Genomic DNA, 24,866 nt, shown 5'->3' on the forward strand with positions numbered 1-24,866 from the left:
TCCTCTTTCTCGGTTCAGCGCAGCTTACACCGAGAGGTCGAACACCTGCGCCAGATGCTGCTCGTAGCGCGCCACATCGGCGTCGATGGCCGGGCGCTTCATGACGTCCACGCAGAGGAACGTCGGCAAAGCCGTCATGCCGAGGAACTCATTGGCCTTGTGAAACGCGAAGTACACCGCGTCCACGCCTTTACCCTCAAAGAAATCGCTCGGGTCGTCGAAGGCTTGCTGCGGGGCGTTCCAGGTCAGCGACAACATGTATTGCTTGCCGTGGATCAGGCCGCCGCTGCCGTATTTCTGCGAGGCGTCGGAACGGGTACGGCCATCGCTGGCGTAGAGGCTGCCGTGGCCTTCGGTGAAGACTTCGTCGATGTACTTCTTCACGATCCATGGCGCGCCCATCCACCAGCCGGGCATCTGGTAGATGATCACGTCGGCCCAGAGGAATTTGGCGACTTCTTCGGCCACATCGTAGCCTTCATCGATATGCGTGACCTTGACGTCAATACCGCCACGGTCGAGCACAGCCACGGCAGCGTCATGCAGGGTGGTGTTGTAGCGACCGTCGGAGTGGGCGAATTTTTTACCGCCGTTGAGCAGCAGGACTTTTTTCATGGAGGGAGCGCCTTGAGATTAAAAATGTCTGAAGGCAGGGTATCGATGTGCCTTGCGCGGAATAAGCCTTGGCGCGGCAAAATACATTTGACTAAAAGTCACGAATCTAACTCTATTGTTGCCTTTATCCACTGATCAACAGATGCGCGCCCAACAGCGCCATGCCGATAAAAAACACCCGCTTGAACAACACGGCACCGATCCGTTGGCGCAACGCCTGCCCCAGCCACATGCCCAACAAGGCCGGCGCCAGCGCCAACAACGAGGCATTGATCTCGCCGCCGCCGAGGCTGCCGCGCCAGGCCAACCCGGCCGCCAGCGCCAGTGTCGACACGCTGAACGACAGCCCCAACGCCTGCACCAACTGATCGCGATTCAACCCCAGCGCTTGCAGATACGGCACCGCCGGAATCACGAAGACGCCGGTGGCCGCGGTGATCAGGCCGGTGACCAGCCCACACACCGGCGCCAACCAACGCTCGGTCGCGGGCGTCACCTTGAATGCGGGCAGGAACAGCCCACTCAACGCATACACCAGCAAGGCCGCGCCCAACGCGCGCACCACCCCGGCGCCACTGCCCATTCCCAGCCACAGCGTGCCCAACCCGGTGCCGAGGACAATCAACAGCAACAGCGGCCACAAGCGCTTGAGCAACACGCTCAAGTGGCCGCCGAAGGCCAGTTGCCAAAGGTTGGTCACCGTCGAAGGGATGATCAGCAACGCCGCAGCCTGCGCCGGCAACATAGCCAGGCCGAGCAAGCCCATGGCGACGGTGGGCAGGCCCAGGCCGATCACACCTTTGACGGTGCCGGCCAGCAGGAAGGTGCCGATCACCAGCAGGGTCAGGGCGGGGCCGAGGTTTTGGTAGAACGCGAGGAAGGTTGTCATCGGCCGAGTGTGGGGCTTTTCGCTGGGCGCGAAAATTCACCATATACTGAGGCAGCCTCTTGTTTTGCATGAGGCTGATGCCGCCATCGCGGGCAAGCCCCCTCCCACTGTTGAAATGCATTCCAAGTGTGGGAGCGGGCTTGCTCGCGATAGCGCCAGTCCAGCGAAAGGAAATCTTCCAGCCATGCACTTTGACCTGATCGACCTGCGCCTCTACCTGCACGTCCTAGATGCCGGCAACATCACCGCCGGCGCCAGCCGCAGCCACTTGTCCCTGGCCGCCGCCAGCGCGCGCATCCGCGCGATGGAAGCTGCGCTCGGGGTTGAATGCCTTGAACGCGGCCGCCGTGGCGTCACGCCGACGGCCGCGGGCCAGGCCTTGGCGCGTCATGCCCGGCTGTTGCTGCAACAGGCCGAGCACCTGCAACAGGACCTGGCGGAATACGCCAACGGCGTCAAAGGCCAGGTGCGCCTGCTGTGCAACACCACCGCCCTCAGCGAATACCTGCCGGAACTGCTGGCGGATTTCCTGCGCGACCACCCCAACCTGGACATCGACCTGCAGGAACTGCCCAGCCTGCGCATCACCCAGGCCTTGCGCCAGGGCACCGCAGACCTCGGGATCATCTCCGACGCGGTGGACACCCACGGCTTGCAGACCCTGGCGTTTCGCGACGATCCGCTGGTGCTGGTCATGCCGCTGGAACATCCGTTGGCGGCAAGTACGGTGAGTTTTATCGACAGCCTGCATTACGACTATGTGGGCCTGGCCGCCCACAGCGCGCTGGCGGTGTACCTGGAAGAACAGGCGTTGCACGCGGGGTTTCGCTTGCACACGCGGATCCGCGCCGAAGGTTTTGACGGCGTGCTGCGCATGGTCGCACGCGGCGCGGGCCTGGGGATCGTGCCCCAGGCGGCGCTGGCGCGCTGGCCGTGGGCGCAGCGCGTCAAGGCCCAGCCGTTGCGAGAAGCTTGGGCCTGTCGAACGCTGCTGTTATGCGCGCGCTCGTTCGAACACCTGCCGGGTTATGCCAGGGCCTTGCTCGACGCCTTGGCCCTGCCCTTGCGGAAAAACCCGTAATACACCGCCGACAGAATCAGCAGGAACGGCACGCCGAACACCAAGGTCATTTTGAACGCGTCGGTGAAATACGTGGTGATCATCACCGCGCCCATCAGCACCAGGCCCAGCAGCGTGCTGTAGGGAAACAGGCGCAGTTGGAACGACAACTTCGCCCCGCCATGACGCTTGCGATAACGGCGGAAGAACAGGTGCGTCAGGAAGATCATGAACCAGGTGAAGATCGCGCCGAACATCGAGATCGCCATCATCAGCGTGAACGAGCTTTCCGGGTAGACCACGTTAAGCAAGGTCGCCAGGCCGATGCCCGAGCTGGACAGCAACAAGGCGTTCAGCGGGATGCCGCTCTTGCTCAACGCGCCCATGGACTTGGGCGCAAAGCCGGCGCGGGACAGGCTGAACATCATGCGCGTGGTGATGTAGAGCTGGCTGTTCATCGCCGACAGCGCCGCGATCAGGATCACGAAATTCATCACCCCGGTGGCGCCGGGAATGCCGAGGGTCTGCATCACTGTGACGAACGGGCTCTGCGTCTGCCCGGCCTGGTTCCACGGCACGATGGCCAGCATCAGCGCCAGGGTCAGCAGGTAAAACACCACCAGGCGCACGATGGTCGCGCGAAAGGCTTTCTTCACCGCCTGCTCCGGGTCGGCCGCTTCACCGGCGGCGACGGCGATCATCTCTACGCTCAAGTAGCTGAAGATCGAGACGATCACTGCGATCCACATACCGCTCAAGCCATGCGGGAAAAAGCCGTCGTGGGCCGTGTAGTTCTGCACCCCGTACTGCGGGTTGCCGGAGCCGAACACCACGTACACCGCGAGGAGGATGAAACCGACGATGGCGCTGATCTTGATCGTCGAAAACCAGTATTCGAAGTTGCCGAAGGTTTTCACGCTGATGGCATTGAGCAGGATCAGCACGCTGGAGAACGACACGATCCACACCCACTCCGGCACGTTGGCGAACCAGTACTTCATGTACATCGCCACCGCCGTGACCTCGGCGCCCACCGCCAGCACAATCGCCGCCCAATAGGCGTAGCGCACCAGGAACCCGGCCAGCGGGCTGATGTAGAACTCGGCGTAGGCCCCGAAGGAGCCGGAGGTGGAATGGGCCACCGTCATCTCCGCCAGGCAGCCCATCAGCAGCAAGGTGATCAACGCTCCGATGGCGTAACTCAGCAGCACGCTGGGCCCGGCATAGCCGATGGCATAGGCGCTGCCCATGAACAGCCCGGTGCCGATGGCGCCACCGATGGCGATCATGCTCATCTGGCCGGAAGAGAGCTGGCGCCTCAGGCCCAGTTCGCGGTGGGTGATTTCTGCAAAGCCGTCGTTTGGCGTGGTCACGTGGTGTGCCCCTTATTGTTGTGATTGCACGATTTGTCTGTTGCCACAGATCCCCTGTGGGAGGGGGCTTGCTGGTGATAGCAGTCTTTCAGTTGATACCTAGGTGACTGATCCGCCGCCATCGGGGGCAAGCCCCCTCCCACATTGAGCCTGCGTCAGGCACTCAGTGGATGAACACCGCAGCCCCATATAGCAGTCTTTCAGTTGATACCTAGGTGACTGACCCGCCGCCATCGGGGGCAAGCCCCCTCCCACATTGAGCCTGCGTCAGGCACTCAGTGGATGAACACCGCAGCCCCATATAGCAGTCTTTCAGTTGATACCTAGGTGACTGACCCGCCGCCATCGGGGGCAAGCCCCCTCTCACATTGAGCCTGCGTCAGACACTCAGTGGATGAACACCGCAGACCCCATATAGCAGTCTTTCAGTCGATACCTCGGTGACTGATCCGCCGCCATCGGGGGCTTGCCCCCGATGGCGGTGTGTCGGTCGCCGGATTCACACGCTGATACAGCGCTATCGGGAGCAAGCTCCCTCCCCCCATTGTTGTCTGTGTTTATTCAAGTGACGCTGTTACGGACCTTGAATTGCGCCTGGTCCCAGGTGCGGTTGTCGAGGATCTCACCGAGGATTTCCACGGCGTCCCACACTTCGGTAAAGCAGGTGTACAGCGGCGTAAAACCAAAACGCATGATGCGCGGCTCGCGGTAGTCGCCAATCACTCCACGGGCAATCAGTGCCTGGATCACCGCATAACCTTCAGGGTGTTCGAAACTCACATGGCTGCCGCGTCTGGCGTGCTCGCGCGGGGTGATCAACACCAGGCCATGGGCGGCGCAGCGGGCTTCGACCAATGCGATAAACAGGTCGGTCAAGGCCAGGGATTTACCGCGCAGGCTGGCCATGTCGGTCTGTTCGAAAATCTCCAGGCCGCACTCCACCATGGCCAGCGAGGTGATCGGCTGGGTGCCGCACAGGTAACGGGCGATGCCGGCACTCGGTGCATAACGCGTCTCCATGGCGAACTGCCGGGTATGCCCGAACCAGCCCGACAACGGCTGGCGCACCACGTCCACCAGCGCCGGGTTGACCCACACGAACGCCTGGGAGCCAGGGCCGCCATTGAGGTATTTGTAGGTGCAACCGATCGCATAATCGGCGCCAGCCCGATGCAGGTCGATGGGCACCGCACCTGCCGAATGCGCCAGGTCCCAGAGGCTCAGCGCGCCGCACTCGTGGCTCAACGTGGTGAGCGCGTGCATGTCGTACATGTAGCCGGTCTTGTAGTTGACGTGGGTGAGCATCACCACCGCCACGTCCGGGTCGATGGCCTGGGGCAGTTCGTCCGGGCTGTTGACGAGGCGCAGCGAATAGCCCTGTTGCAGCAGTTCGGCGAGGCCTTCGGCGATGTACAGGTCGGTGGGGAAGTTGCTCGCTTCGCTGACGATCACCTTGCGCTGCGGCGCGCGTTGGCGCTGCACGCTCAAGGCGGCGCTGAGCACCTTGAACAGGTTGATGGAAGTGGTATCGGTGATCACCACTTCGCCCTCCCCCGCGCCGATCAACGGCGCCAGGCGATTGCCCAGGCGCTGGGACAAGTCCGCCCAACCCGCGCTGTTCCAGCTGCGAATCAAGCCATTGCCCCACTCCTCGGCGATCACCTGCTGCGCCCGCGCAAGCGCGGCCACCGGACGTGCGCCGAGGGAGTTGCCGTCGAGGTAGATCACCCCCTGCGGCAAGGCGAACTGGTGACGCAGCGGCGCCAACCGGTCCTGGTCGTCAAGGGCTTGGCAATGGCTTCGAGTGATCATGGGCTGTCCTGGTTTTTATAAGTGAAGATGCCGTAAATAATGAGCGAAGTTTTAGAGAATTTTCGTGCAAAGTTGTGGGCAACAGGCTAATTAAGCTGTAGGAAATTCGAAGTTCAACCGAAAACACGCGGATTTATTCTAAGCATGATTCTCGACGCCACCGACCTGCGCCTCCTGCATTTCCTGCAACAGGACGGCCGTATCAGCAACCAGGAACTCGCAGAAAAAGTCGCGCTGTCGCCCTCCGCCTGCCTGCGCCGTCTGCGCCTGCTGGAAAGCGAAGGCATCATCAGCGGCTATCGGGCGGTGTTGAATGCCGAGCGGTTGGGGATCGAACTCGAGGCCATCGTCCACCTGTCGGTGCGCCAGGACGTGGAGGACTGGCACGAGACGTTTATCCAGAAGGTGCAAGGCTGGCCGGAAGTGGCCAGCGCCTACGTGATCACCGGCGCCAGCAACTACGTGCTGCGGGTGCAGGCGCGCAACCTCAAGCACTTTTCGGACTTTATCGTGAACCACCTGAACCGCACGGCGGGGGTGATGGATATCCGCTCGGAGATCGTGTTGCAGAAGATCAAGGATCGCGATGAAGTGTTGGACCTGGTGCTGCGCAAATAGTCAGCCACACCACAAAACAATGTGGGAGGGTGGCTTGCCCCCGATAGCCGTGTGTCAGTCAGTTAAATGTTTACTGATCCGCCGCTATCGGGAGCAAGCTCCCTCCCACATTTTTTGACCGCGTTGATCAATCTTCCAATGCACGCACGCGCTGCATGCGCTTTTGCTCCAGCGGCGCATCGGCAAGCTGCACCTCGAAGTCAAAATCGATCTGCGCAAAACGCCCTTCCACACCCAGTTCCCGCGCCAGGTGCTGATCGTCGCTGAAGCGAATTTCGGCAATCAACTCATCCCGTGTCGCGTAGGCAAAATCATCGTGCAGGTACGGGTCGTCCGACAGGTTGATCTGCGTGGTCAGGTGCCGATGCCCCGGCGCCGAGATGAAGAAGTGAATATGCGCCGGCCGCTGCCCGTGGCGTCCCAACTGATTGAGCAACTGCTGGGTCGGCCCGGTCGGCGGGCAGCCATAACCCGACGGCACGATGCTGCGAAAACGGAAGTTGCCCTGGGCATCGGTCTCGATGCGGCGGCGCAGGTTGAATTCCGACTGCGCGGTGTCGAACCAGGAGTAAGTGCCGCCGGTATTGGCCTGCCACACATCGACAATCGCCCCGGCCAACGGCTTGCCCTGCGTGTCCCGTACCTGGCCGCGCATGAACAGCGGCACGCCCGGGTCCTGGCCGTCGTCCAGGCGCGCTTCGTATTTCGACAGCGGCGCCCCCGCCACATACAGCGGGCCTTCGATGGTGCGCGGGGTGCCGCCGGTTTTGCCGGTTTCTTCGTCGGCGGCGTCCATCAACAGGTCCAGGTAATGCTCCAGGCCAAGCCCGGCGGCGAGCAAACCGGCTTCCTGGTGTTGACCCAATTCGTTGAGGTAGTTGACCGCCGCCCAGAACTCTTCGGGGGTGACTTCCAGGTCTTCGATGATGTTCACCGTGTCCCGCAGGATCCGGTAAATCAGCGTCTTGGTGCGCGGGTTGCCGCTTTCGCTGCGGTGGCCGCTGGCTTCTTCGAGAAACTGTTGGGCATGGGCAGTCTGGGACAGTCGGATGGACATGGTGCAATCCTCATCTTGTAATTATTGGGGATAAAACAGGCTCAGCGGTCGTCCGCGTGGATCGACGACGGGTGCCGGCACAGCGCATTCACTTCGATGGCCATGTAGGGATAAAGCGGCAGTTGCATCAGCAGGTCGTGCAGTTCCTGCACGCTGTCGACATCGAACACGCTGTAGTTGGCGTAGAGCCCGGCGATGCGCCACAGATGGCGCCATTTGCCCTCTTGCTGCAGGCGCTGCGCCAGGGCTTTTTCGTCGGCCTTGAGGCTGGCGGCACGTTCGGGGTTCATGTCGATGGGCAGGTGTACGCTCATTTTTACGTGGAACAACATGGCAGGCGCCTCTTAGTGGTTGTCACGACGGAAGAACGCCAGGCGCTCTTCATCGATGGCCAGGCCCAGGCCCGGTGCGGTGCTGACATGCAGCTGGAAATCGCGGTACACCAGCGGCTCGGTGAGGATGTCTTCGGTGAGCAGCAGCGGGCCGAACAGCTCGGTGCCCCACGCCAGTGTGTCCAGGGTGAGAAACGCATGGGCCGAGGCCAGGGTGCCGAGGCCGCCTTCGAGCATGGTGCCGCCGTATAGGCCGATCCCGGCCGCTTCGGCAATCGCGGCCGTGCGCAACACCGCGCGCGGGCCACCGTTCTTGGCGATCTTGAGGGCGAACACCGAAGCCGCGCCTTCGCGGGCCAGGTTGAAAGCGTCCTCGACACATTCGATGGATTCGTCGGCCATGATCGGCACCGGGCTCGACAGCTGAAGCCGGGCCATGCCAGCGCGGTTGTTGCGCGAGATCGGCTGTTCGATCAGGTCGATAGCGTTGTCGCCGAGCACCTTGCAGGCGCGCAGGGCGACGGCTTCATCCCAGGCCTGGTTGACATCGACGCGCACGCTGGCGCGCTCGCCCAGGGCTTTTTTGATCGCGATCACATGGGCCAGGTCGGCACTGACCTCACCGGCGCCGATCTTCAATTTGAAGACGCGGTGACGGCGCAGGTCGAGCATCTTCTCGGCTTCGGCAATGTCCTGCTCGGTGTTGCCGCTGGCCAGGGTCCAGGCCACCGGCAACGCATCGCGCACGCGGCCGCCGAGCAGCTCGCTGACCGGCAGGTGCAGGCGTTTGCCCAGCGCATCGAGCAACGCGCTTTCGATGGCGGACTTGGCGAAGGTGTTGCCGCGAATGCTGCGCGCCAGGCGCAACATGGCGGCATTGATGTTGTTCGCGTCCTGGCCGATCAGCAGCGGGGCGAAGTGGCGGTCGATGTTGATCTTGATGCTGTCAGGGCTTTCGTTGCCGTAGCTCAGGCCGCCGATGGTGGTGGCTTCGCCGAGGCCTTCGATGCCGTCGGCGCAACGCAGGCGGACGATCACCAGGGTCTGGTTCTGCATCGTGTGCATCGCCAGCTTGTGCGGGCGGATAGTGGGGAGGTCGACGATGATGGTTTCGATCGACTCGATGGCACAAATCGGCATGGCTATACCCGTTGGGTTCTTTATAGATTTGAGCCGATTCTGTGCCGCATTTTTCGTGGCTTCCAATATAGAATTGGTCTCGCACAATACCTTCAAGGTATCAAAGGAGCTGTCATGGAACTGCGACATCTGCGCTATTTCCAGGTGCTGGGCGAAACCCTCAACTTCACCCGCGCCGCCGAACGCCTGCACATCGCCCAGCCGCCGTTGAGCCGGCAGATCCAGCAATTGGAGGATGAATTGGGCGTGATACTGCTCGAGCGCGGCCGACCGCTGCGGCTGACCGAGGCCGGGCGGTTTTTCTATGAACACGCCACTGTGCTGCTGGAGCAGTTGGGCAAGGTCTGCGACACCACCCGGCGTATCGGCCAGGGCGAGAAGACCTGGCTGGGCATCGGCTTTGCGCCGTCGACCTTGTATGGCGTGCTGCCCGAGCTGATTCGGCGGCTGCGCAACAATGAAGCGCTGGAGCTGGAACTGGGGCTGTCGGAAATGACCACCTTGCAGCAGGTCGAAGCGCTCAAGGCCGGGCGGATCGACGTGGGCTTCGGGCGGATTCGCATCGATGACCCGGCCATCGTCCAGCGGGTGCTGGTCGAGGACCGCCTGGTTGCGGTGTTGCCCACCGGCCACGCCTTGCTGGGCGCGCCCGCCACCCTCGCCCAATTGGCCGCCGAGCCGTTTGTGCTGTACCCCGGCAACCCGCGGCCCAGTTATGCCGACCATGTGATCGCGCTGTTCGACGCCCATGGTTTGAGCCTCAAGGTGGCGCAGTGGACCAACGAGTTGCAGACCGCCATCGGCCTGGTCGGCGCGGGCATGGGCGTGACGCTGGTGCCGGCGTCGGTGCAGGTGCTGCATCGCGCGGACATCGGCTACACGCCGGTGGTGGAAGCCACCGAGACCTCGCCGATTATTCTCAGCCGGCGGGTGAATGATCAGTCGCCGGGGCTGAATCATTGTTTGCAGTTGGTTGAAGAACTGATCTGAAATCTCCCAGGCACTGCAAATCTAATGTGGGAGGGGGCTTGCCCCCGATAGCGGTGTGACAGCCCACACATCTACTGACTGACACACCGCCATCGGGGGCAAGCCCCCTCCTACATTTAATCTGCGGTGTTTTTTAGACAGTGCGCAGGCGCTTGCGCTGCAAAGTTTGGCTCGGCGACTCATCGAACAGCTTGCGATACTCCGCCGAGAACCGCCCCAGGTGGGTGAAGCCCCAGCCCAGGGCAATCTCGGAGATGGTGCGGGTGGAGCCGTGTTCGAGGATCTCCTGGCGCACCGCCCCCAGCCGATACTTTTTCAGGTAAGCCATCGGCGACAGCGCGAAGTATTTGCGAAACGCATCGAACAGCTTGAACCGCGAGACCCCGGCGGCGGCTTCCAGGTCTTCCAGATGCACCGCTTCGCGGGCGTTGTCGTGAATGTGCTGGCGGGCGCGGATCAAGTAGTGCGGCAGCTTCACGCCAAGCACGTCGCGCAGTTCCTCTGAATAATTATTCGGCTGGGCAAGGATCAGGCCCTTGATCAACGAGCTTTCCAGGTCGCGGGTAAACGCCGCCTGCTCGTACAACTCGCTGCTGCGCGCAAGCTCTGCGATGAAATAACGCGCCATGCGCCACCACGAGGCCGGGGCGCCGTCCACCGCATCCATCACCGGCTCGAAACGCAGCGGCGCCTCGATCGGCCGTTGCAGCAACCCTTCCAGCGACTCGCTCATCGCCGCCCGCGTAATCACCACCTGCAACTTGCGGCAATCGCCGGAAATCGCCAGCACCTGGTGCTCGTTGGGCGAGATGATCACGCCTTGATCGCGGTTGGAACTCAAGCGCTCGCCGTTCTTGCTCAACTCCTGCTCGCCTACCAGAGGCAGGCTCAGGCTGTAGCTGCTGAAGTGTTCGGCGTCCTCGATGTCGATGGTCACGTCGGTGCCGTATTCGATCACGCCCAAGGTGGTGGCGCGGGACTTGAACACGTTGGCGCTGTGATGGAAACGCAGGCGCTCGGGCGTGGCCGTCGCCAGGCGGTGCGGCCCGCAGATGCCGGACATCCAGCTGCGGGCGCCCTCCAGGTCGAAGCGTTCGATACGGATATCGCGTGTATGGCTACTCATCAGGCTGCACCCACGGCGGTTAGGCGGTTGCGCGCTCTGGCGGCGCGTCGTGACAGATCGACAGCAAGTTCTGCGCCACGGCGGCAGTCTCACTGCTGGGTGGATAACAACGCTCGACTATGTGGATAAACCACCGACTTCTGCGCGCACCGCCCTGCATGACAGTAGCGCATCGCGTCACCGCCCTGCACCGGCGTGGGTATTTCATGCCCAACTATCCGGCCCGCCTTCGCCCATTAAGCGGATAGCCCGCCGCCTCGGCGCAGTCGCTTAATGGCTGACCCGTTCAGCCATTATCAAAAGGTGCGTCCCATGAGTGGTGCAAGAAGCGTCGAGCAATGGAAAAGCTTCATCGACAGCTGCCTGGATTTCCGCCCCGCCGATGAAGTGTTCCGCATCGCCCGCGACATGTTCACCGAGCCGCAATTGTTCGACCTGGAGATGGAACTGATCTTCGAGAAGAACTGGATCTACGCCTGCCACGAAAGCGAACTGGCGAATAACCACGATTTCGTGACGATGCGCGCCGGGCGCCAGCCGATGATCATCACCCGCGACGGCGACGGCCAGCTCAACGCGCTGGTCAACGCCTGCCAACATCGCGGCACCACCCTCACCCGCGTCGGCAAGGGCAACCAGTCGACCTTCACCTGCCCGTTCCACGCCTGGTGCTACAAGAGCGACGGCCGGCTGGTGAAGGTCAAGGCGCCGGGGGAATACCCGGAAGGTTTCGACAAGGCCACGCGCGGCCTGAAAAAGGCGCGCATCGACAGCTACAAAGGCTTTGTGTTCATCAGCCTGGACGTGAACGGCACCGACAGCCTGGAAGACTTCCTCGGCGACGCCAAAGTGTTTTTCGACATGATGGTCGCCCAGTCCGCCACCGGTGAGCTGGAGGTGCTGCCGGGTAAGTCCGCCTACACCTACGACGGCAACTGGAAGCTGCAGAACGAAAACGGCCTGGACGGTTATCACGTCAGCACCGTCCACTACAACTATGTGGCCACGGTGCAGCACCGCCAGCAGGTCAATACCGCGAACGGCACCGCGGCCGGCACGACGCTGGACTACAGCAAACTCGGCGCCGGCGACGCGAATACCGACGACGGCTGGTTCGCCTTCAACAATGGCCACAGCCTGTTGTTCAGCGACATGCCCAACCCCACGGTACGCTCCGGCTACGCCACCATCATGCCGCGCCTGGTGGCAGAACACGGCCAGCCAAAAGCCGAGTGGATGATGCATCGCCTGCGCAACCTGAACATCTACCCGAGCCTGTTCTTCCTCGACCAGATCAGCTCGCAGTTGCGCATCATCCGCCCGTTGGCGTGGAACAAGACCGAGATCATCAGCCAGTGCCTGGGGGTGAAGCACGAGTCCGACGCCGACCGGGAAAACCGCATCCGCCAGTTCGAGGACTTCTTCAACGTCTCGGGCATGGGCACGCCGGACGATCTGGTGGAGTTTCGCGAGGCCCAGCGCGGTTTCCAGGGCCGCCTGGAGCGCTGGAGCGATATCTCACGCGGCAGCCACCGCTGGGCCACCGGGCCAACGCCGAACAGCGAAGCCCTCGGCATCCAGCCCGCCATGACCGGCACCGAATTTACCCACGAAGGCTTGTACGTCAACCAGCACCGCAACTGGCAGCAGTTCCTGCTCAACGGCCTCGACCAACGCGCGCTGAAGCTGCGGGAGGTGGAATGATGAATGCGCCATTGCAGTACCGGATCGAGCAATTTTTCTATCGCAAATCCGAGCTGTGCGACGCCCAGGACTGGGACGCCTACGTGCAGCTGTTCGACCCGCAGAGCGAATTCCACCTGCCGCAATGGGACTCCGAACACGTCTACACCCGCGACCCCAAGCGCGAAATGTCGCTGATCTATTACGCCAACCGCTCGGGCCTGGAAGACCGCGTGTTCCGCCTGCGCACCGGCAAGGCGGCGTCGGCCACGCCCATGCCGCGCACCTTGCACCTGATCCACAACGTGCGTATCGCCGAGCAGGCGGACGGCACACTGGAGGTGCGCTTGAACTGGCACACGCTGTTCTATCGCCTGGCCACGTCGGAGCAGTTCTACGGCCACGCGACCTATCGCCTCAAGCCCCATGGCGACAGTTGGCTGATCACCAGCAAGCACGCGTTGTTGCTCAACGACACCATCAACTCGGTGCTGGATTTCTATCACCTGTAACGCTGGCGAACGCCCCTTGTAGGAGCGAGCTTGCTCGCGAAGGACGTCAACGATGACGCGGGCATCCTGAATGCACGCGGCGTCCTTGAGTTTTTCGCGAGCAAGCTCGCTCCTACAGGGGTTCACACATGAACCCACGGAGTACTGGGGATGAATCACAAAGTGGCCTTCAGTTTTGCCGACGGCAAGACGCTGTTTTTCCCGGTGGGCGCGCATGAAATCCTGCTGGATGCGGCCCTGCGCAATGGCATCAAGATTCCGCTGGATTGCCGCGAAGGCGTGTGCGGCACCTGCCAGGGCCGCTGCGAGAGCGGCGAATACAGCCAGGACTATGTGGACGAGGACGCCCTCTCCAGCCGCGACCTGCAACAGCGCAAGATGCTCAGTTGCCAGACCCGGGTGAAGTCGGATGCGACGTTCTACTTCGACTTCGATTCCAGCCTGTGCAACGCGCCGGGGCCGGTGCAGGTGCGCGGCACGGTGAGCGAGGTGCGGCAGGTCTCGACCGGCACGGCGATCCTGCAAGTGCAGCTGGACCAGGCGCTGGACTTTCTGCCGGGCCAATACGCCCGCCTGGCGGTTCCGGGCACCGACAGTTGGCGCGCATATTCCTTCGCCAACCGGCCGGGCAATCAGCTGCGGTTTCTGATCCGCCTGCTGCCCGACGGGGTGATGAGCAACTACCTGCGCGAACGTTGCCAGGTCGGCGATCCGCTGCTGATGGAGGCGCCGCTGGGTGCGTTCTACCTGCGCCATGTCAGCCGACCGCTGGTGCTGGTCGCCGGCGGCACCGGGTTGTCGGCGTTGCTGGGCATGCTCGATGAACTGGCGGCCAACGCCTGCGAACGGCCGGTCCACCTGTACTACGGCGTGCGCGGCGCCGAGGACCTGTGCGAAGCGGCGCGCATCGAGGGTTACGCGTCCACGCTCGCGGATTTTCGCTACACCGAAGTACTGAGCGACCCGCCGCCCGCATGGTCCGGCAAGCGTGGCTACCTCACCGAGCATTTCGACCTGGCCGAATGGCGGGACAGTTCGGCCGATATGTACGTGTGCGGGCCCCCTCCGATGGTCGAATCCATCCAACAATGGCTGGCGGATCAGGCACTTGATGGCGTTCAGTTGTATTACGAAAAGTTCACGCAGAGTAATATCTGACCCCTCAGCACTTCTGAGGGGTTGGGCGCGGCGTGCAATCAACCCCGAGAAAAACAAGTAGAAGGGAATGTTAATGGCGGATGACATGATTAACCCGGTAGGCCTCAAGCGTGGCCTGAAGAACCGGCATATTCAGCTGATTGCCTTGGGCGGCGCGATCGGTACGGGGCTGTTCCTCGGCTCGGCCGGCGTGCTCAAGTCGGCGGGGCCGTCGATGATCCTCGGCTACGCGATTGCCGGTTTTATCGCGTTCCTGATCATGCGCCAGCTCGGCGAGATGATCGTCGAGGAGCCAGTGGCCGGTTCGTTCAGCCACTTTGCCCACAAGTACTGGGGCGGTTACGCGGGCTTCCTGGCGGGCTGGAACTACTGGGTACTCTACGTGCTGGTGGGCATGGCCGAACTGACGGCCGTGGGCAAGTACATCCAGTTCTGGTGGCCGGAGATTCCGACCTGGGTCAGCGCGCTGGTGTTCTTTGTCGCGGTGAACCTGATCAACACCCTGAACGTGAAGTTCTTCGGTGAGACCGAGTTCTGGTTCGCGATCATCAAGGTGGTGGCGATTGTCGGCATGATCGTGCTCGGCTGCTACCTGTTGTTCAGCGGCACCGGCGGCCCGCAAGCGTCGATCAGCAACCTGTGGAGCCACGGCGGTTTCTTCCCCAATGGCGGCATGGGGTTGTTGATGTCCATGGCGTTCATCATGTTCTCGTTCGGTGGCCTGGAGCTGGTGGGCATCACCGCCGCCGAGGCCAACGAGCCGCGTAAAGTGATCCCGAAAGCGATCAACCAGGTGGTGTACCGCATCCTGATTTTCTACGTCGGCGCGCTGACCGTGCTGCTCTCGCTGTACCCGTGGGATCAACTGCTGCAGACCCTCGGCGCGTCGGGCGATGCCTACAGCGGCAGCCCGTTTGTGCAGATCTTCTCGCTGATCGGTAACGACACCGCCGCGCACATCCTCAACTTTGTGGTGCTGACCGCGGCGCTGTCGGTGTACAACAGCGGCGTGTACTGCAACAGCCGCATGCTGTTCGGCCTGGCCGAGCAAGGCGACGCGCCGAAAGCGCTGATGAAACTCAACAAACAAGGCGTGCCGCTGCGGGCCCTGGCGATTTCGGCGCTGGTGACGCTGCTGTGCGTGGTGGTCAACTACGTCGCGCCGCACAGCGCGCTGGAGTTGCTGTTCGCGCTGGTGGTCGCCTCGCTGATGATCAACTGGGCGCTGATCAGCCTGACCCACATCAAGTTCCGCAAGGCCATGGCCGAGCAAGGCGTGGTGCCGTCGTTCAAGACCTTCTGGTTCCCGTTCAGCAACTACCTGTGCCTGGCGTTCATGCTGATGATCATCAGCGTGATGCTGGCGATTCCGGGCGTTCGCGATTCGGTGTATGCGATGCCGGTTTGGGTGGGGGTGATCTACATTGCCTACCGCTTGCGCGTCAAAAACGCGAAAGCGGTAGCCGCCGCGCAGTAATACTCCTGTGGGAGGGAGCAAGCCCCCTCCCACATTTGGTTGCATTCCAAATGAAAAGCCCCGGTGATCCGGGGCTTTTTGTTTAGAGCGTGGAACGTACTCGCCACAGCTCGGGGAACAGGACCGTGTCGAGCATCTTGCGCAGGTAACCCACGCCCTCGGTGCCGCCGGTGCCGGGCTGGAAGCCGATGATCCGTTCCACCGTGGTCACATGGCGAAAGCGCCATTGGCGGAAGGAGTCTTCCAGGTCGATAAACTTTTCGGCCAACTGGTACAGGTCCCAATAACGGCTCGGGTCGCGGTAGACCTCGCGCCACGCCGCTTCCACGGAGGCATCGTGAACCGTCGCCGCCGTCGGGTCGCGTTCGGCGCGTTGCGGGTCGATCGTCAGGCCGGCCTTGACCATCAGGTTGATCGCCTCGTCGTACAGCGACGGCGTGGCGATCGCCACTTGCAGTTCTTGCAACAATTGCGGGCGATGGGCGTGGGGCCGCAACAGCGCCGGGCTTTTGTTGCCGAGGATGAATTCAATCTCACGGTACTGGAACGACTGGAACCCGGACGATTGGCCGAGGAACGGGCGAATCGCCTTGTACTCCGACGGGGTCATGGTCGCCAGCACCGCCCAGGCGTGTACCAGTTGATCGAAGATCCGCGAGACCCGCGCCAGCATCTTGAACGCCGGCGGCAACTCGCCCAGGCGCAGGTGTTCGCGGGCGGCCTTGAGCTCGTGGAGCATCAGTTTCATCCACAGCTCGGAGGTCTGGTGCTGGATGATAAAGAGCATCTCGTTGTGGTCCGGCGACAGCGGGTGCTGGGCGCTGAGGACTTTGCCCAGGTCCAGGTAGTCGCCGTAGCTCATGGACTCGGAAAAATTCAACTCGGCGTTATGCCATTCTTCCGGCGGCTGGTAATCCTCTGAGAAGGGACATTGGCTCATCGTGCGGGCTCCACAAGCGGGCGCAGGATTGCGCGGACAGGGCTGGCGTCGAGGTGGGCAAACCGCAGCGGCAGGGCGATCAGTTCATAGTCGCCCTCCGGCACGTCATCGAGCACGATGCCTTCGAGAATCGCCATGCCATGACGGGCCACGGCGTTGTGGGCATCCATGGTCTTGGACTGTTGCGGGTCCAGGGACGGCGTGTCGATACCAATCAGGCGCACGCCCAGGCTGGCGAGCAGCTCGATGGTCTGCGGGGCGATGGCGGTGAAGTTCGCATCCCATTCGGTCAGCGGCGCCTGTGGATAAGTGCGCAGCAACACACGTTCCGGCAAGTTATCCACACGCCCTTGCAACTGCTGCGGCTGCACCAGCGCGCCGCTGTCCAGGCAATGCAACACACGGCACGGGCCCATGTACACGTCCAGCGACACCTCGCCGATCGGCGCGCCGTCCGCGCTGTAATGCAGCGGCGCATCGACATGGGCGCCGGTGTGCGGCGACAAGGTAACGCGCCCGACATTCACCGGGCACTCCGGGCCGAACTGCCACACGCGCTCTTCCTGGAACGGCGTATCCCCCGGCCAGGTCGGGGTCGCCGTACTCAAGGGCGGGCTGATGTCCCACCACGTTTTTATTGGGTTCATATCAAGGCTCTCGGTCGTGACTGAAGTGAATGATACGAGGGCCAGCCGTGAATTTTCTTGCGAATTCCTGCGACAAGCGGGAAATCTTTCGCACTTAATGCGAGGAAATGGCTTATCTACGCTCGAAAGTGTCGCCGAGCCACAGTGACGCTGCCACCGAGGGTTAATGTGGGAGGGGGCTTGCCCCCGATGGCAGTGTGTCAGTTGACACATGTGCTAGCTGATCCGCAGCCATCGGGGGCAAGCCCCCTCCCACATGAACTGCACTTGGCCTGAGCAGTGGTATTCGCCTGCGCTTCTGGGCATCTCGATGTCGAGTTCAGACCATTGACCCTGCCTGCGACGCTATAGGGTTCGACTCTCGTTCACCTGCCTCGGAGTCATCATGTCCAAACCCATCACCGTACTGCGCGACACCCACCCCTTGCCGGTCCTGGATGCCTGCAAATGGGAAAAGCTCGAAGGCGACCCGCACACCGTCAACCTCAACGCCTACACCAGCGAAGACGGCAGCAAGATCATGGGCACCTGGATCTGCACACCGGGCAAGTGGTACGTGGAATACGTGAAGTGGGAATACTGCCATTTCCAGGAAGGCTACTGCGTGATCACCCCAGAAGGCCTGGAGCCGATCCATTTGCGCGCGGGGGATATTTTTGTGGTGGAGCCGGGGATGAAGGGGACGTGGGAAGTGGTCGAGACGGTGCGTAAGTATTTTGTGTTTGCCTGAACCGCAATAAATAGTGGCGAGGGAGCAAGCGCCCTCGCCACAGGCGGTATCTATTTGGGCTTGCGGTAGCTGTTGATGATCGCCGAGAAGTCCTTGCCCCCTTCCCCGCGCTGGCTCATCGATTGATACAACTGCTGGGCCACAGCGCCGAGGATCACCGGCTGGTGCGCCTGGCGCGCAGCTTCGGTGGCCAGCCCCAGGTCCTTGAGCATCAGGTCGGCACCGAAACCACCGGTATAACCCCGCGATGACGGCGCGGTTTCGATCACGCCCGGCCACGGGTTGTACGTGTCGGAACTCCAGCAGCGCCCGGTGGAACTGTTGATGATCCCAGCCAGCACCTGAGTGTCGATGCCCAGCGCATCGCCCAGGGCCATCGCTTCGCTGACGCCGACCATGCTGATGCCCAGGAGCAGGTTGTTGCAGATCTTGGCGATCTGGCCGGTGCCGACGTCGCCGCAACGCACAATGTTGCGGCCCATCTGCGCCAGCACCGGTTGCAGGGTGGCGAACAAGTCCGCGCTGGCGCCGACCATGAAGGTCAGCGTCCCGGCTTGCGCGCCGCCAGTGCCGCCGGAGACCGGTGCATCGGCGACGGCCACCCCTTGCTTGGCTGCCGCCGCCGCGACATCGCGGATGGTCTGCGGGTCGATGGTGCTGCAATCCACCGCCGGCACGCCTTGGCCGATGCCGGCCAAAACGCCGTCTTCACCCAGCCAGACACTGCGCACATGGGCAGCGGCCGGCAGCATGGTAATCACCAGCTCGGCACCGGTGGCCGCATCGCGCGGTGAACCGCTGATGCTGCCGCCCAGTTCGGCCAGTTCCTTGAGTACCGCCTGGTTCAGGTCGAACAGGTTCAGCGCGTGGCCGGCCTTGATCAGGTTGCGGGCCATGGGCGCGCCCATGTTGCCCAAGCCGATAAATGCAATCTTCATGCTCGTCTCCCGGAATCAGCGCAGGTTGATGGTGGTGTTGACGCCATCGTTGACCGTGTCGTCATCGAACCAGCGGCTGGTGACGGTTTTGGTCTGAGTGTAGAACTGCACCACTTGCTTGCCATACGGGCCGAGGTCGCCGAGCTTGGAACCGCGCGAACCGGTGAAGCTGAAGAACGGCACCGGCACCGGGATCGGGATGTTGATGCCGACCTGGCCGACGTCGATTTCGCTCTGGAACTTACGCGCCGCCGCCCCGCTCTGGGTGAACAGGCCGGTGCCGTTGCCGAATGGGTTGGCGTTGACCAGCGCGATGGCCTCATCGAGGGTGTCGACTTCCAGCACCACCAGCACCGGTCCGAAGATTTCCTGGGTGTAGATCTGCATGTCGGTGGTCACGCCCGAGAACAGCGTCGGGCCGACGAAGTTGCCTTGCTCGAAGCCCGGCACCTGGATGTCACGCCCGTCCAGCTCCAGCTTGGCGCCTTCTTTCACGCCGCTTTCGATCAGTTCCAGAATGCGCGCCTTGGCACGCTTGGAAATCACCGGGCCGACATCCGTACCCGCTTCGCTGCCGGCATTGACCTTGAGCTTCTGCGCCAGCGCCTTCAGATCGGGCAGCCATTGCTTGGAAGCGCCCACCAACACCACCACCGAAGTGGCCATGCAACGCTGGCCCGCCGCGCCGAAACCGGCACCGACCAAGGCGTTGAGGGTGTGTTCACGGTTGGCATCCGGCAGCACCACCGCATGGTTCTTGGCGCCCATCATCGATTGCACGCGCTTGCCGTGTTTGCCGGCCAGGTCGTACACATGGGTGCCCACGGCGGTCGAACCGACGAACGACACTGCCTTGATGTCTTTATGCGTGCAGAGCGCATCCACCACGTCCTTGCCGCCGTGTACCACGTTGAGCACGCCGGCCGGCACACCGGCTTCCAGCGCCAGCTCCACCAGCAGCATCGTGGACAGCGGGTCTTGCTCGGAAGGCTTGAGGACGAAGGTGTTACCGCAGGCAATCGCCATCGGGAACATCCACAGCGGAATCATCGCCGGGAAGTTGAACGGAGTAATCCCGGCGCACACGCCGATGGGTTGGCGCAGGGTGTAGGTATCGACACCACCGGCGACGTTTTCAGCAAACTCGCCCATTTGCAGGGTGCCGATGGAGCAGGCGTGCTCCACCACTTCCAGGCCACGGAAAATATCGCCCTCGGCATCGGCAATGGTCTTGCCCTGCTCGGCGCTGAGGACCACGGCGATGCGTTTGGAGTGCTCGCGGATCAAGGCTTGCAGCTTGAGCATGATACGCATGCGTGCGCCGATCGGGGTCAGCTTCCAGGTCTGGAAGGCACGATGGGCGGCGTCGATGGCAGCGTTGACTTCTTCAGCGGTGGCAAACGGGACTTTGGCCAGCACTTGCTGGGTCGCCGGGTTGACGATGTCTTGCCAGTGGGTGGTCTTGGACTCGACCCATTCACCGTTGATCAACAACTTGACCTGTTGCACGGAAATATCGGCAGATGCGTTCATGTGGTCTCCAATTTGTATTTATAGGCAGAGAACCAAGGCGTTGAATCGCCTTGAGGATGAGGCGTTCGGACTGTTTTTGGAGTATAGATGTGCAAACTTCTAATAAGAACGCACATAAAAGCCGGTCCAATATGCAAAAAAACATCACATCACTGGGTTCCCTGAACTGGGACGACCTGAAGTTTTTCCTCGAAGTGGCCCGCACCCGCAAGGCCAGCGTCGCTGCCAAGCGCCTGGCGGTGGACTACACCACCGTGTCGCGGCGCATCAGTTCACTGGAAGTATCACTCGGCACCCTGCTGTTCGAAAAATCCCGGACCAGCGGTTTCGTCCTCACCAACGAAGGCCAGCGCTTGCTCGGCTACGCCGAATCCATCGAAAGCACCTTGCACATGGCCTGCGAACAAGTCTCCGGCTCCGGCGTGGCGCTGTCCGGGCATGTCCGCATGGGCTGCACCGAAGGCTTCGGCAGCTTCTTCGTCACCCCGCAGTTGAGCCACTTCGTCGACACCTACCCGGCGATCTCGGTCGACATCCTGCCCCTGCCCCACTTCATCAGCCTGTCCAAGCGCGAAGCCGACATCGTCATCGCCCTGGAACGCCCGGAACACGGGCCGTATGTGTGCTGCAAACTGTGCGACTACAAGTTGCAGCTGTACGCGACCCAGGACTACCTCGACCAACACCCACCCATCCACCGCCCGACGGATCTGGCCGAGCATCCGTTCATCAGCTACGTCGACGACCTGGCCTTCAGCTCGGAGCTGTTGTACCTGGCCAACGTAGTCCCCGGCGCCAGCGCCAGCCTGCGCAGCACCAGCGTGATCGCGCAGTACGTGGCGGCGCAGCAAGGACGGTCGATGGCGATTCTGCCGTGCTTTTTGGCGGCGCAGGATCCACGGCTATTGCCGGTGCTCGGGGAGCAGATTGCGGTTACGCGGCAGTTTTGGATGTATTGCCGGGAGGACTTGAGGAAGTTGAAACGGATTACGTTGTTGTGGGATTACATACGCGAGGTGACGGAGCAGAATCGGGGGTTGTTGATGGGGGAGACGCGGGAGATGCGGTTTGCGGATTAAAGGGCCAGCAACGACGATTCGCTTTAAATTGCAGGACGATTCCTAGAGAATCTCCACCCTATTGCGCCATAGAATTTGAGTGTCTAGCCTCCTCGGGTCGCTGCAAAACAGCGGTTGGGTTTAGCGACCCGAGAAACGTAGGTATGACCTCCTCCACTACTTTGGCTGGCATTTTTTGCCAGCTTTATCGTGTTATGGCGGCTGTGCGCGGGAGACCTTCGGGGTCTACCGGGTTCCTAGGTTACCGGTTCGCTAACCTGCGTACAGCTGCCACCTCTCCATGTTTAGCGACATGCCGTGGCGGTTTCTACTTCTTAACCTAAGAGAAACACCATGACCAAAATCGTCCCCGATCCACCGCTTTCTGCCTTCACCACCCTCGGCGTCGTCACCTTCGGCGACTACGGCGAAAACGAAAAACCACTGTTCCGCGTCAACGCGGGCATGCCGCTCGGCGAAGCGCTGGAACACGCCTCTACCCTGCTTTACTACGCCAAGAAACTCGCGATGGAAGCCGCCATGGATGTGCGCGGCGAGCAATACGCCTGGGCGGCGCATTATCTGTGTGAGATGGGCAAGGCGGTGGTGGATGACTTGACGCAGGCGCTGACGCCGAGCAGTTAAGCGAACACTTTACAAATGTGGGAGGGGGCTTGCCCCCGATGGCGGTGTGTCAGTCAGCATGCATCTGTCTGACCGACCGCTATCGGGGGCAAGCCCCCTCCCACATTTGATTGCATTTCACGCATTGGAATGGGCGAAGTCGCTTAGTCGGTACTTACCACAATCGACACCCGACGATTCTCGGTGCGCCCTGCGGCGGTGTCGTTGGCGGCGACCGGCTGGCTGCTGCCCAGGCCGCGCAGTTGGATATTTTCCTCCTTCATCCCCACGCGGGTCAGCACCGTGGCCACGCTTTTGGCGCGGCGCAGAGACAGTTGCTGGTTATAGCTCTCTTTGCCCGAGGCGTCGGTGTGGCCGTCTACCCGCACGCGGTCGATGCCCACGCCCAGCAACGCCTTGCCGATGCGCTCGACAATGACCGTGCTGGGGGCGTTGAGGCTTTCGACGTCGCTGCCGAACAGCACTTTGCCCGACAGCCCGAACGCCCAGCCGTCGTCGGTCAGTTCGAAGCCTTGTTGCTTGAGGACGGCGACTTGCGCCGGGCTCAGGCCTTTGGGAGGGGGTGTCTGGCAGCCGCTCAGGGCCAGCAGGGCCACGAATAAGGTGATAAACACAACGCGTGCAGTCGAGAACAAGGGATCAACTCCTGTGGTGAACGTTGACGACGGGGAGCTCCGCCTCCGCCGTTTGCTGGCCGCCCAGTGACAACCGTTTGGCCTGGTACATCGCCGCATCGGCGGCGTTGAGCAGGGCGCCGGGGGTGACGCCATGATCGGGGTAGATGGCGATGCCGATACTCAGGGAGGTCAACACGTGGGTGTCGCCCGGCACCGGGATCGGTATGTCCATGCTGGCAATGATCTTGTCGGCGATGCGCTGGGCATCTTCCACCTTGTGCAGCGGCGAGAGCAGGATGGCGAACTCGTCGCCGCCCAGGCGTGCCACCAGGTCGTCTTCGCGCAATTGCGCGCGCACGCGCGTGGCAACCGCCACCAGCACCGCATCGCCGGCGGCGTGACCGAAGTTGTCGTTGATGTCTTTGAAGCGGTCACTGTCGAGAAACAGCACCGCCACCCGCTCGTTGGCCTTGGCGGCGCTGCGCAGGGCACGGATCAGGCGGCCTTCGAAGAACGCGCGGTTGGGCAGGCCGGTCAGGCTGTCGTGATTGGCCTGGTGGGCAAGGCTTTCGTTTTCGCTTTGCAGGTGGTTTTGCCAGGCTTGCATTTCTTCCAGCAGGGCATTGAAGTCGTTGCCCAGGCTGTCGAGTTCGGCGATTTGTGCCCGTGGCACGCGGCGGTCGAAGTCGCGCTCGATGCGCGCGGCGTGGGCCACCGCCGCGAGGCTGTGCAACGGCCCGGTAATCCCCTGCAACAGGCGCCGCGCCAAATGCACGGCGACCCAGGCGCTGAGGACGGTGCAGATCAGAATCCCGGCCAGGCCGCTGAGCAAAAAGCGCAACAGGCTGGCGCCGTGACCGGTCAGGTGAATGCTGCCGATGGTGCGCCCCTGGTGAATGATCGGCTGGCTGATCGGCTGTTCGAGCAGCGAATGGGCCAGTTGCAGCTCGACCCGGGACAACATCCCGGTGTCCGGCCGCAGCCACTGCGCCAGCAGCCGGCCGTTGGCGTCGAAGACTTGGGCCTGGGCCACTTCTTCGGTGGAGGCGATCAGGCTGAGGGCTTCGGTGGCCGCCGCACGGTCGTTGAACACCACCGCCGCTTCCACGGTGTAATTGATGGAGCGTGCGATCAGGTGCAGGTTGTGTTCGGCATACACGCGCAGCGCCAGCACCCCGAGCAAGGTCAGGGACACACTGGCCAGCGTCACCGCCACCAACGCCAGGATCAAGTGCCCGCGGCCGATGACCGAGCGCAGGGTCGGTTGCGCTTTCGTCCATCTCATGACGCAGGCGCTCGACGGCGCGACAGCTGCAACACGCTGGGGTGAATACGCACGCCGCTGCGGGCCACGGAGTCGAGGTTGACCTCGAACGACACCTGCTCATCGCCCACCCGCAGGCAGAACAGACTGCCGACGGTGCATTGGTCGCCGCCTTCGCTGATGCTCAGTACCGGGTGGCCCATCAATGACGCAAACAAGCGGCTGCGCTCATCGGTATTGAGTTCGCCGATGTACACAGCGTCGCAGGCATTGACGATATCGGGGTTGTCGGCCAGCAGGCGCTGCACCACCACCGGGCGACCGGTGGCTTGGGTGGTGCCTTTGACCAGGTCGTCGGTGTATTGGGTCGGCCCGACGACGCACAGGCGCAGTTGCGCCGGTTCCACCGGCCAGCGCGCATAACTGAGGATACCCAGCACCACCTGGGTCACCGCCTGGGCACGGGAGTCGGCCATGCCCACGGGGCTGGCCGTCTGGGCAAAAGCACGCGGCGCGAGCAGGCACAGCACGGCCACCAGTAACATGCGTCTCCAGCTCAAGCGATGCTCTGTGGACGAGACAGCCACGTTCATGCAGCGATTCTCTCAGGTGTCAACGAGGGGTGATGCCGCAACGATAGCACAGCGGCGGA

25 protein-coding genes are annotated in these 24,866 nt (G+C 62.3%); 10 read left to right on the forward strand and 15 right to left on the reverse strand.

Annotation, left to right across the window (positions count from 1 at the left end; genetic code table 11):
• Positions 1-24: 24 nt before the first annotated feature.
• Together LQ249_RS26355 and LQ249_RS26360 are read right to left on the reverse strand one after the other, a co-directional pair.
• Positions 25-615: an NAD(P)H-dependent oxidoreductase gene (locus tag LQ249_RS26355; protein ID WP_017847735.1), complete on the reverse strand. Its 591-nt coding sequence runs from the start codon at positions 613-615 to the stop codon at positions 25-27.
• A gap of 124 nt (positions 616-739) precedes the next feature.
• Positions 740-1,504, reverse strand: a complete 765-nt coding sequence (locus LQ249_RS26360) for a sulfite exporter TauE/SafE family protein (RefSeq protein ID WP_232565996.1) — start codon at positions 1,502-1,504, stop codon at positions 740-742.
• Positions 1,505-1,688: 184 nt separating this feature from the next.
• On the opposite strand from LQ249_RS26360, the gene LQ249_RS26365 reads away from it, so the two are divergent.
• On the forward strand, positions 1,689-2,585 hold the full coding sequence (locus LQ249_RS26365; protein WP_046488209.1) for a LysR substrate-binding domain-containing protein: 897 nt from the start codon (positions 1,689-1,691) through the stop codon (positions 2,583-2,585).
• On the opposite strand, the gene LQ249_RS26370 is transcribed toward LQ249_RS26365, so the two are convergent.
• Both LQ249_RS26370 and kynU read right to left on the reverse strand, forming a co-directional pair.
• Positions 2,531-3,937 (reverse strand): amino acid permease, encoded by a 1,407-nt coding sequence (locus LQ249_RS26370; protein ID WP_232565997.1) that lies wholly within the window; start codon positions 3,935-3,937, stop codon positions 2,531-2,533. The genes LQ249_RS26365 and LQ249_RS26370 overlap by 55 nt on opposite strands.
• A gap of 561 nt (positions 3,938-4,498) precedes the next feature.
• On the reverse strand, positions 4,499-5,749 hold the full coding sequence (gene kynU, locus LQ249_RS26375) for a kynureninase (RefSeq protein WP_046488213.1): 1,251 nt from the start codon (positions 5,747-5,749) through the stop codon (positions 4,499-4,501).
• Between the two features lie 144 nt (positions 5,750-5,893).
• Between kynU and LQ249_RS26380 the strand changes: the two genes are divergently transcribed.
• Positions 5,894-6,367 carry an Lrp/AsnC family transcriptional regulator gene (locus LQ249_RS26380; protein ID WP_017849466.1) on the forward strand — a complete coding sequence of 158 codons (474 nt, stop codon included), beginning with the start codon at positions 5,894-5,896 and terminating at the stop codon, positions 6,365-6,367.
• Between the two features lie 127 nt (positions 6,368-6,494).
• Here the strand turns inward: LQ249_RS26380 and catA are convergent, their stop codons facing one another.
• From catA to LQ249_RS26395, 3 genes are read right to left on the reverse strand one after another with little or no spacing between them, the layout of a single operon-like run.
• Positions 6,495-7,424, reverse strand: a complete 930-nt coding sequence (gene catA, locus LQ249_RS26385; protein WP_128192635.1) for a catechol 1,2-dioxygenase — start codon at positions 7,422-7,424, stop codon at positions 6,495-6,497.
• 41 nt (positions 7,425-7,465) lie between these two features.
• A complete protein-coding gene (gene catC, locus LQ249_RS26390) occupies positions 7,466-7,756 on the reverse strand; it encodes a muconolactone Delta-isomerase (protein ID WP_232565998.1) in 291 nt (96 codons plus the stop codon).
• Between the two features lie 12 nt (positions 7,757-7,768).
• Positions 7,769-8,896, reverse strand: coding sequence for a muconate cycloisomerase family protein (locus LQ249_RS26395; RefSeq protein ID WP_057005299.1), 1,128 nt, complete (start codon positions 8,894-8,896; stop codon positions 7,769-7,771).
• Positions 8,897-9,010: 114 nt separating this feature from the next.
• Here LQ249_RS26395 and LQ249_RS26400 point away from each other — a divergent pair, with 114 nt between their 5' ends.
• Positions 9,011-9,886, forward strand: coding sequence for a LysR family transcriptional regulator (locus tag LQ249_RS26400; RefSeq protein WP_232565999.1), 876 nt, complete (start codon positions 9,011-9,013; stop codon positions 9,884-9,886).
• Positions 9,887-10,019: 133 nt separating this feature from the next.
• Here LQ249_RS26400 and LQ249_RS26405 read toward each other — a convergent pair whose 3' ends face one another.
• Entirely contained in the window at positions 10,020-11,012 is a 993-nt protein-coding gene (locus LQ249_RS26405) for an AraC family transcriptional regulator (protein WP_046382074.1), read from the reverse strand.
• A gap of 312 nt (positions 11,013-11,324) precedes the next feature.
• Here LQ249_RS26405 and antA point away from each other — a divergent pair, with 312 nt between their 5' ends.
• The 4 genes from antA (at position 11,325) to LQ249_RS26425 (ending at position 15,842) form a co-directional block, all read left to right on the forward strand.
• Positions 11,325-12,716 (forward strand): anthranilate 1,2-dioxygenase large subunit, encoded by a 1,392-nt coding sequence (gene antA / locus LQ249_RS26410; RefSeq protein ID WP_046382073.1) that lies wholly within the window; start codon positions 11,325-11,327, stop codon positions 12,714-12,716.
• A complete protein-coding gene (gene antB, locus LQ249_RS26415) occupies positions 12,716-13,207 on the forward strand; it encodes an anthranilate 1,2-dioxygenase small subunit (protein ID WP_232566000.1) in 492 nt (163 codons plus the stop codon). Before antA ends, antB begins: the two co-directional genes overlap by 1 nt.
• A gap of 150 nt (positions 13,208-13,357) precedes the next feature.
• Positions 13,358-14,365, forward strand: coding sequence for an anthranilate 1,2-dioxygenase electron transfer component AntC (gene antC / locus LQ249_RS26420; RefSeq protein ID WP_177030510.1), 1,008 nt, complete (start codon positions 13,358-13,360; stop codon positions 14,363-14,365).
• A 73-nt stretch (positions 14,366-14,438) separates the two neighbouring features.
• Entirely contained in the window at positions 14,439-15,842 is a 1,404-nt protein-coding gene (locus tag LQ249_RS26425; protein WP_201021539.1) for an amino acid permease, read from the forward strand.
• An 82-nt stretch (positions 15,843-15,924) separates the two neighbouring features.
• On the opposite strand, the gene kynA is transcribed toward LQ249_RS26425, so the two are convergent.
• Positions 15,925-16,782, reverse strand: a complete 858-nt coding sequence (gene kynA / locus LQ249_RS26430) for a tryptophan 2,3-dioxygenase (RefSeq protein WP_046488227.1) — start codon at positions 16,780-16,782, stop codon at positions 15,925-15,927.
• Positions 16,779-17,429, reverse strand: coding sequence for an arylformamidase (gene kynB, locus LQ249_RS26435; protein ID WP_046382069.1), 651 nt, complete (start codon positions 17,427-17,429; stop codon positions 16,779-16,781). Before kynB ends, kynA begins: the two co-directional genes overlap by 4 nt.
• Before the next feature lie 385 nt (positions 17,430-17,814).
• Here kynB and LQ249_RS26440 point away from each other — a divergent pair, with 385 nt between their 5' ends.
• Entirely contained in the window at positions 17,815-18,159 is a 345-nt protein-coding gene (locus LQ249_RS26440) for a cupin domain-containing protein (RefSeq protein WP_010566207.1), read from the forward strand.
• A gap of 50 nt (positions 18,160-18,209) precedes the next feature.
• Here LQ249_RS26440 and mmsB read toward each other — a convergent pair whose 3' ends face one another.
• Positions 18,210-19,097, reverse strand: a complete 888-nt coding sequence (gene mmsB / locus LQ249_RS26445) for a 3-hydroxyisobutyrate dehydrogenase (protein WP_017849480.1) — start codon at positions 19,095-19,097, stop codon at positions 18,210-18,212.
• 15 nt (positions 19,098-19,112) lie between these two features.
• On the reverse strand, positions 19,113-20,630 hold the full coding sequence (locus tag LQ249_RS26450) for a CoA-acylating methylmalonate-semialdehyde dehydrogenase (protein ID WP_057005303.1): 1,518 nt from the start codon (positions 20,628-20,630) through the stop codon (positions 19,113-19,115).
• Between the two features lie 131 nt (positions 20,631-20,761).
• Here LQ249_RS26450 and LQ249_RS26455 point away from each other — a divergent pair, with 131 nt between their 5' ends.
• Both LQ249_RS26455 and LQ249_RS26460 read left to right on the forward strand, forming a co-directional pair.
• Positions 20,762-21,709 (forward strand): LysR family transcriptional regulator, encoded by a 948-nt coding sequence (locus tag LQ249_RS26455; protein ID WP_046382067.1) that lies wholly within the window; start codon positions 20,762-20,764, stop codon positions 21,707-21,709.
• A 333-nt stretch (positions 21,710-22,042) separates the two neighbouring features.
• Positions 22,043-22,333 (forward strand): DUF3077 domain-containing protein, encoded by a 291-nt coding sequence (locus LQ249_RS26460; protein WP_017849488.1) that lies wholly within the window; start codon positions 22,043-22,045, stop codon positions 22,331-22,333.
• A gap of 143 nt (positions 22,334-22,476) precedes the next feature.
• Here the strand turns inward: LQ249_RS26460 and LQ249_RS26465 are convergent, their stop codons facing one another.
• Genes LQ249_RS26465 through LQ249_RS26475 form a run of 3 tightly spaced genes read right to left on the reverse strand, consistent with a single transcriptional unit; the run spans position 22,477 to position 24,807 of the window.
• A complete protein-coding gene (locus LQ249_RS26465; RefSeq protein ID WP_079444696.1) occupies positions 22,477-22,968 on the reverse strand; it encodes an OmpA family protein in 492 nt (163 codons plus the stop codon).
• 4 nt (positions 22,969-22,972) lie between these two features.
• Positions 22,973-24,235, reverse strand: a complete 1,263-nt coding sequence (locus LQ249_RS26470; RefSeq protein ID WP_232566001.1) for a diguanylate cyclase domain-containing protein — start codon at positions 24,233-24,235, stop codon at positions 22,973-22,975.
• Positions 24,232-24,807: a YfiR family protein gene (locus LQ249_RS26475; RefSeq protein ID WP_046382063.1), complete on the reverse strand. Its 576-nt coding sequence runs from the start codon at positions 24,805-24,807 to the stop codon at positions 24,232-24,234. Before LQ249_RS26475 ends, LQ249_RS26470 begins: the two co-directional genes overlap by 4 nt.
• Positions 24,808-24,866: the final 59 nt, after the last annotated feature.

The organism is Pseudomonas sp. 7-41, assembly GCF_021233075.1.
Lineage (GTDB): Bacteria > Pseudomonadota > Gammaproteobacteria > Pseudomonadales > Pseudomonadaceae > Aquipseudomonas > Aquipseudomonas veronii.

What these genes read in the sequence shown, in the direction of transcription:
- LQ249_RS26450 (WP_057005303.1), bottom strand. Translation starts at nt 20,630, where the DNA reads ATGAACGCATCTGCCGATATTTCCGTGCAACAGGTCAAGTTGTTGATC.
- LQ249_RS26470 (WP_232566001.1), bottom strand. Translation starts at nt 24,235, where the DNA reads ATGAGATGGACGAAAGCGCAACCGACCCTGCGCTCGGTCATCGGCCGC.
- mmsB (WP_017849480.1), bottom strand. Translation starts at nt 19,097, where the DNA reads ATGAAGATTGCATTTATCGGCTTGGGCAACATGGGCGCGCCCATGGCC.
- antB (WP_232566000.1), top strand. Translation starts at nt 12,716, where the DNA reads ATGAATGCGCCATTGCAGTACCGGATCGAGCAATTTTTCTATCGCAAA.
- antC (WP_177030510.1), top strand. Translation starts at nt 13,358, where the DNA reads ATGAATCACAAAGTGGCCTTCAGTTTTGCCGACGGCAAGACGCTGTTT.
- LQ249_RS26400 (WP_232565999.1), top strand. Translation starts at nt 9,011, where the DNA reads ATGGAACTGCGACATCTGCGCTATTTCCAGGTGCTGGGCGAAACCCTC.
- LQ249_RS26360 (WP_232565996.1), bottom strand. Translation starts at nt 1,504, where the DNA reads ATGACAACCTTCCTCGCGTTCTACCAAAACCTCGGCCCCGCCCTGACC.
- LQ249_RS26380 (WP_017849466.1), top strand. Translation starts at nt 5,894, where the DNA reads ATGATTCTCGACGCCACCGACCTGCGCCTCCTGCATTTCCTGCAACAG.
- LQ249_RS26395 (WP_057005299.1), bottom strand. Translation starts at nt 8,896, where the DNA reads ATGCCGATTTGTGCCATCGAGTCGATCGAAACCATCATCGTCGACCTC.
- catA (WP_128192635.1), bottom strand. Translation starts at nt 7,424, where the DNA reads ATGTCCATCCGACTGTCCCAGACTGCCCATGCCCAACAGTTTCTCGAA.
- catC (WP_232565998.1), bottom strand. Translation starts at nt 7,756, where the DNA reads ATGTTGTTCCACGTAAAAATGAGCGTACACCTGCCCATCGACATGAAC.
- LQ249_RS26405 (WP_046382074.1), bottom strand. Translation starts at nt 11,012, where the DNA reads ATGAGTAGCCATACACGCGATATCCGTATCGAACGCTTCGACCTGGAG.
- kynU (WP_046488213.1), bottom strand. Translation starts at nt 5,749, where the DNA reads ATGATCACTCGAAGCCATTGCCAAGCCCTTGACGACCAGGACCGGTTG.
- LQ249_RS26455 (WP_046382067.1), top strand. Translation starts at nt 20,762, where the DNA reads ATGCAAAAAAACATCACATCACTGGGTTCCCTGAACTGGGACGACCTG.
- kynB (WP_046382069.1), bottom strand. Translation starts at nt 17,429, where the DNA reads ATGAACCCAATAAAAACGTGGTGGGACATCAGCCCGCCCTTGAGTACG.
- LQ249_RS26365 (WP_046488209.1), top strand. Translation starts at nt 1,689, where the DNA reads ATGCACTTTGACCTGATCGACCTGCGCCTCTACCTGCACGTCCTAGAT.
- LQ249_RS26440 (WP_010566207.1), top strand. Translation starts at nt 17,815, where the DNA reads ATGTCCAAACCCATCACCGTACTGCGCGACACCCACCCCTTGCCGGTC.
- LQ249_RS26355 (WP_017847735.1), bottom strand. Translation starts at nt 615, where the DNA reads ATGAAAAAAGTCCTGCTGCTCAACGGCGGTAAAAAATTCGCCCACTCC.
- LQ249_RS26475 (WP_046382063.1), bottom strand. Translation starts at nt 24,807, where the DNA reads ATGAACGTGGCTGTCTCGTCCACAGAGCATCGCTTGAGCTGGAGACGC.
- LQ249_RS26425 (WP_201021539.1), top strand. Translation starts at nt 14,439, where the DNA reads ATGGCGGATGACATGATTAACCCGGTAGGCCTCAAGCGTGGCCTGAAG.
- LQ249_RS26460 (WP_017849488.1), top strand. Translation starts at nt 22,043, where the DNA reads ATGACCAAAATCGTCCCCGATCCACCGCTTTCTGCCTTCACCACCCTC.
- antA (WP_046382073.1), top strand. Translation starts at nt 11,325, where the DNA reads ATGAGTGGTGCAAGAAGCGTCGAGCAATGGAAAAGCTTCATCGACAGC.
- kynA (WP_046488227.1), bottom strand. Translation starts at nt 16,782, where the DNA reads ATGAGCCAATGTCCCTTCTCAGAGGATTACCAGCCGCCGGAAGAATGG.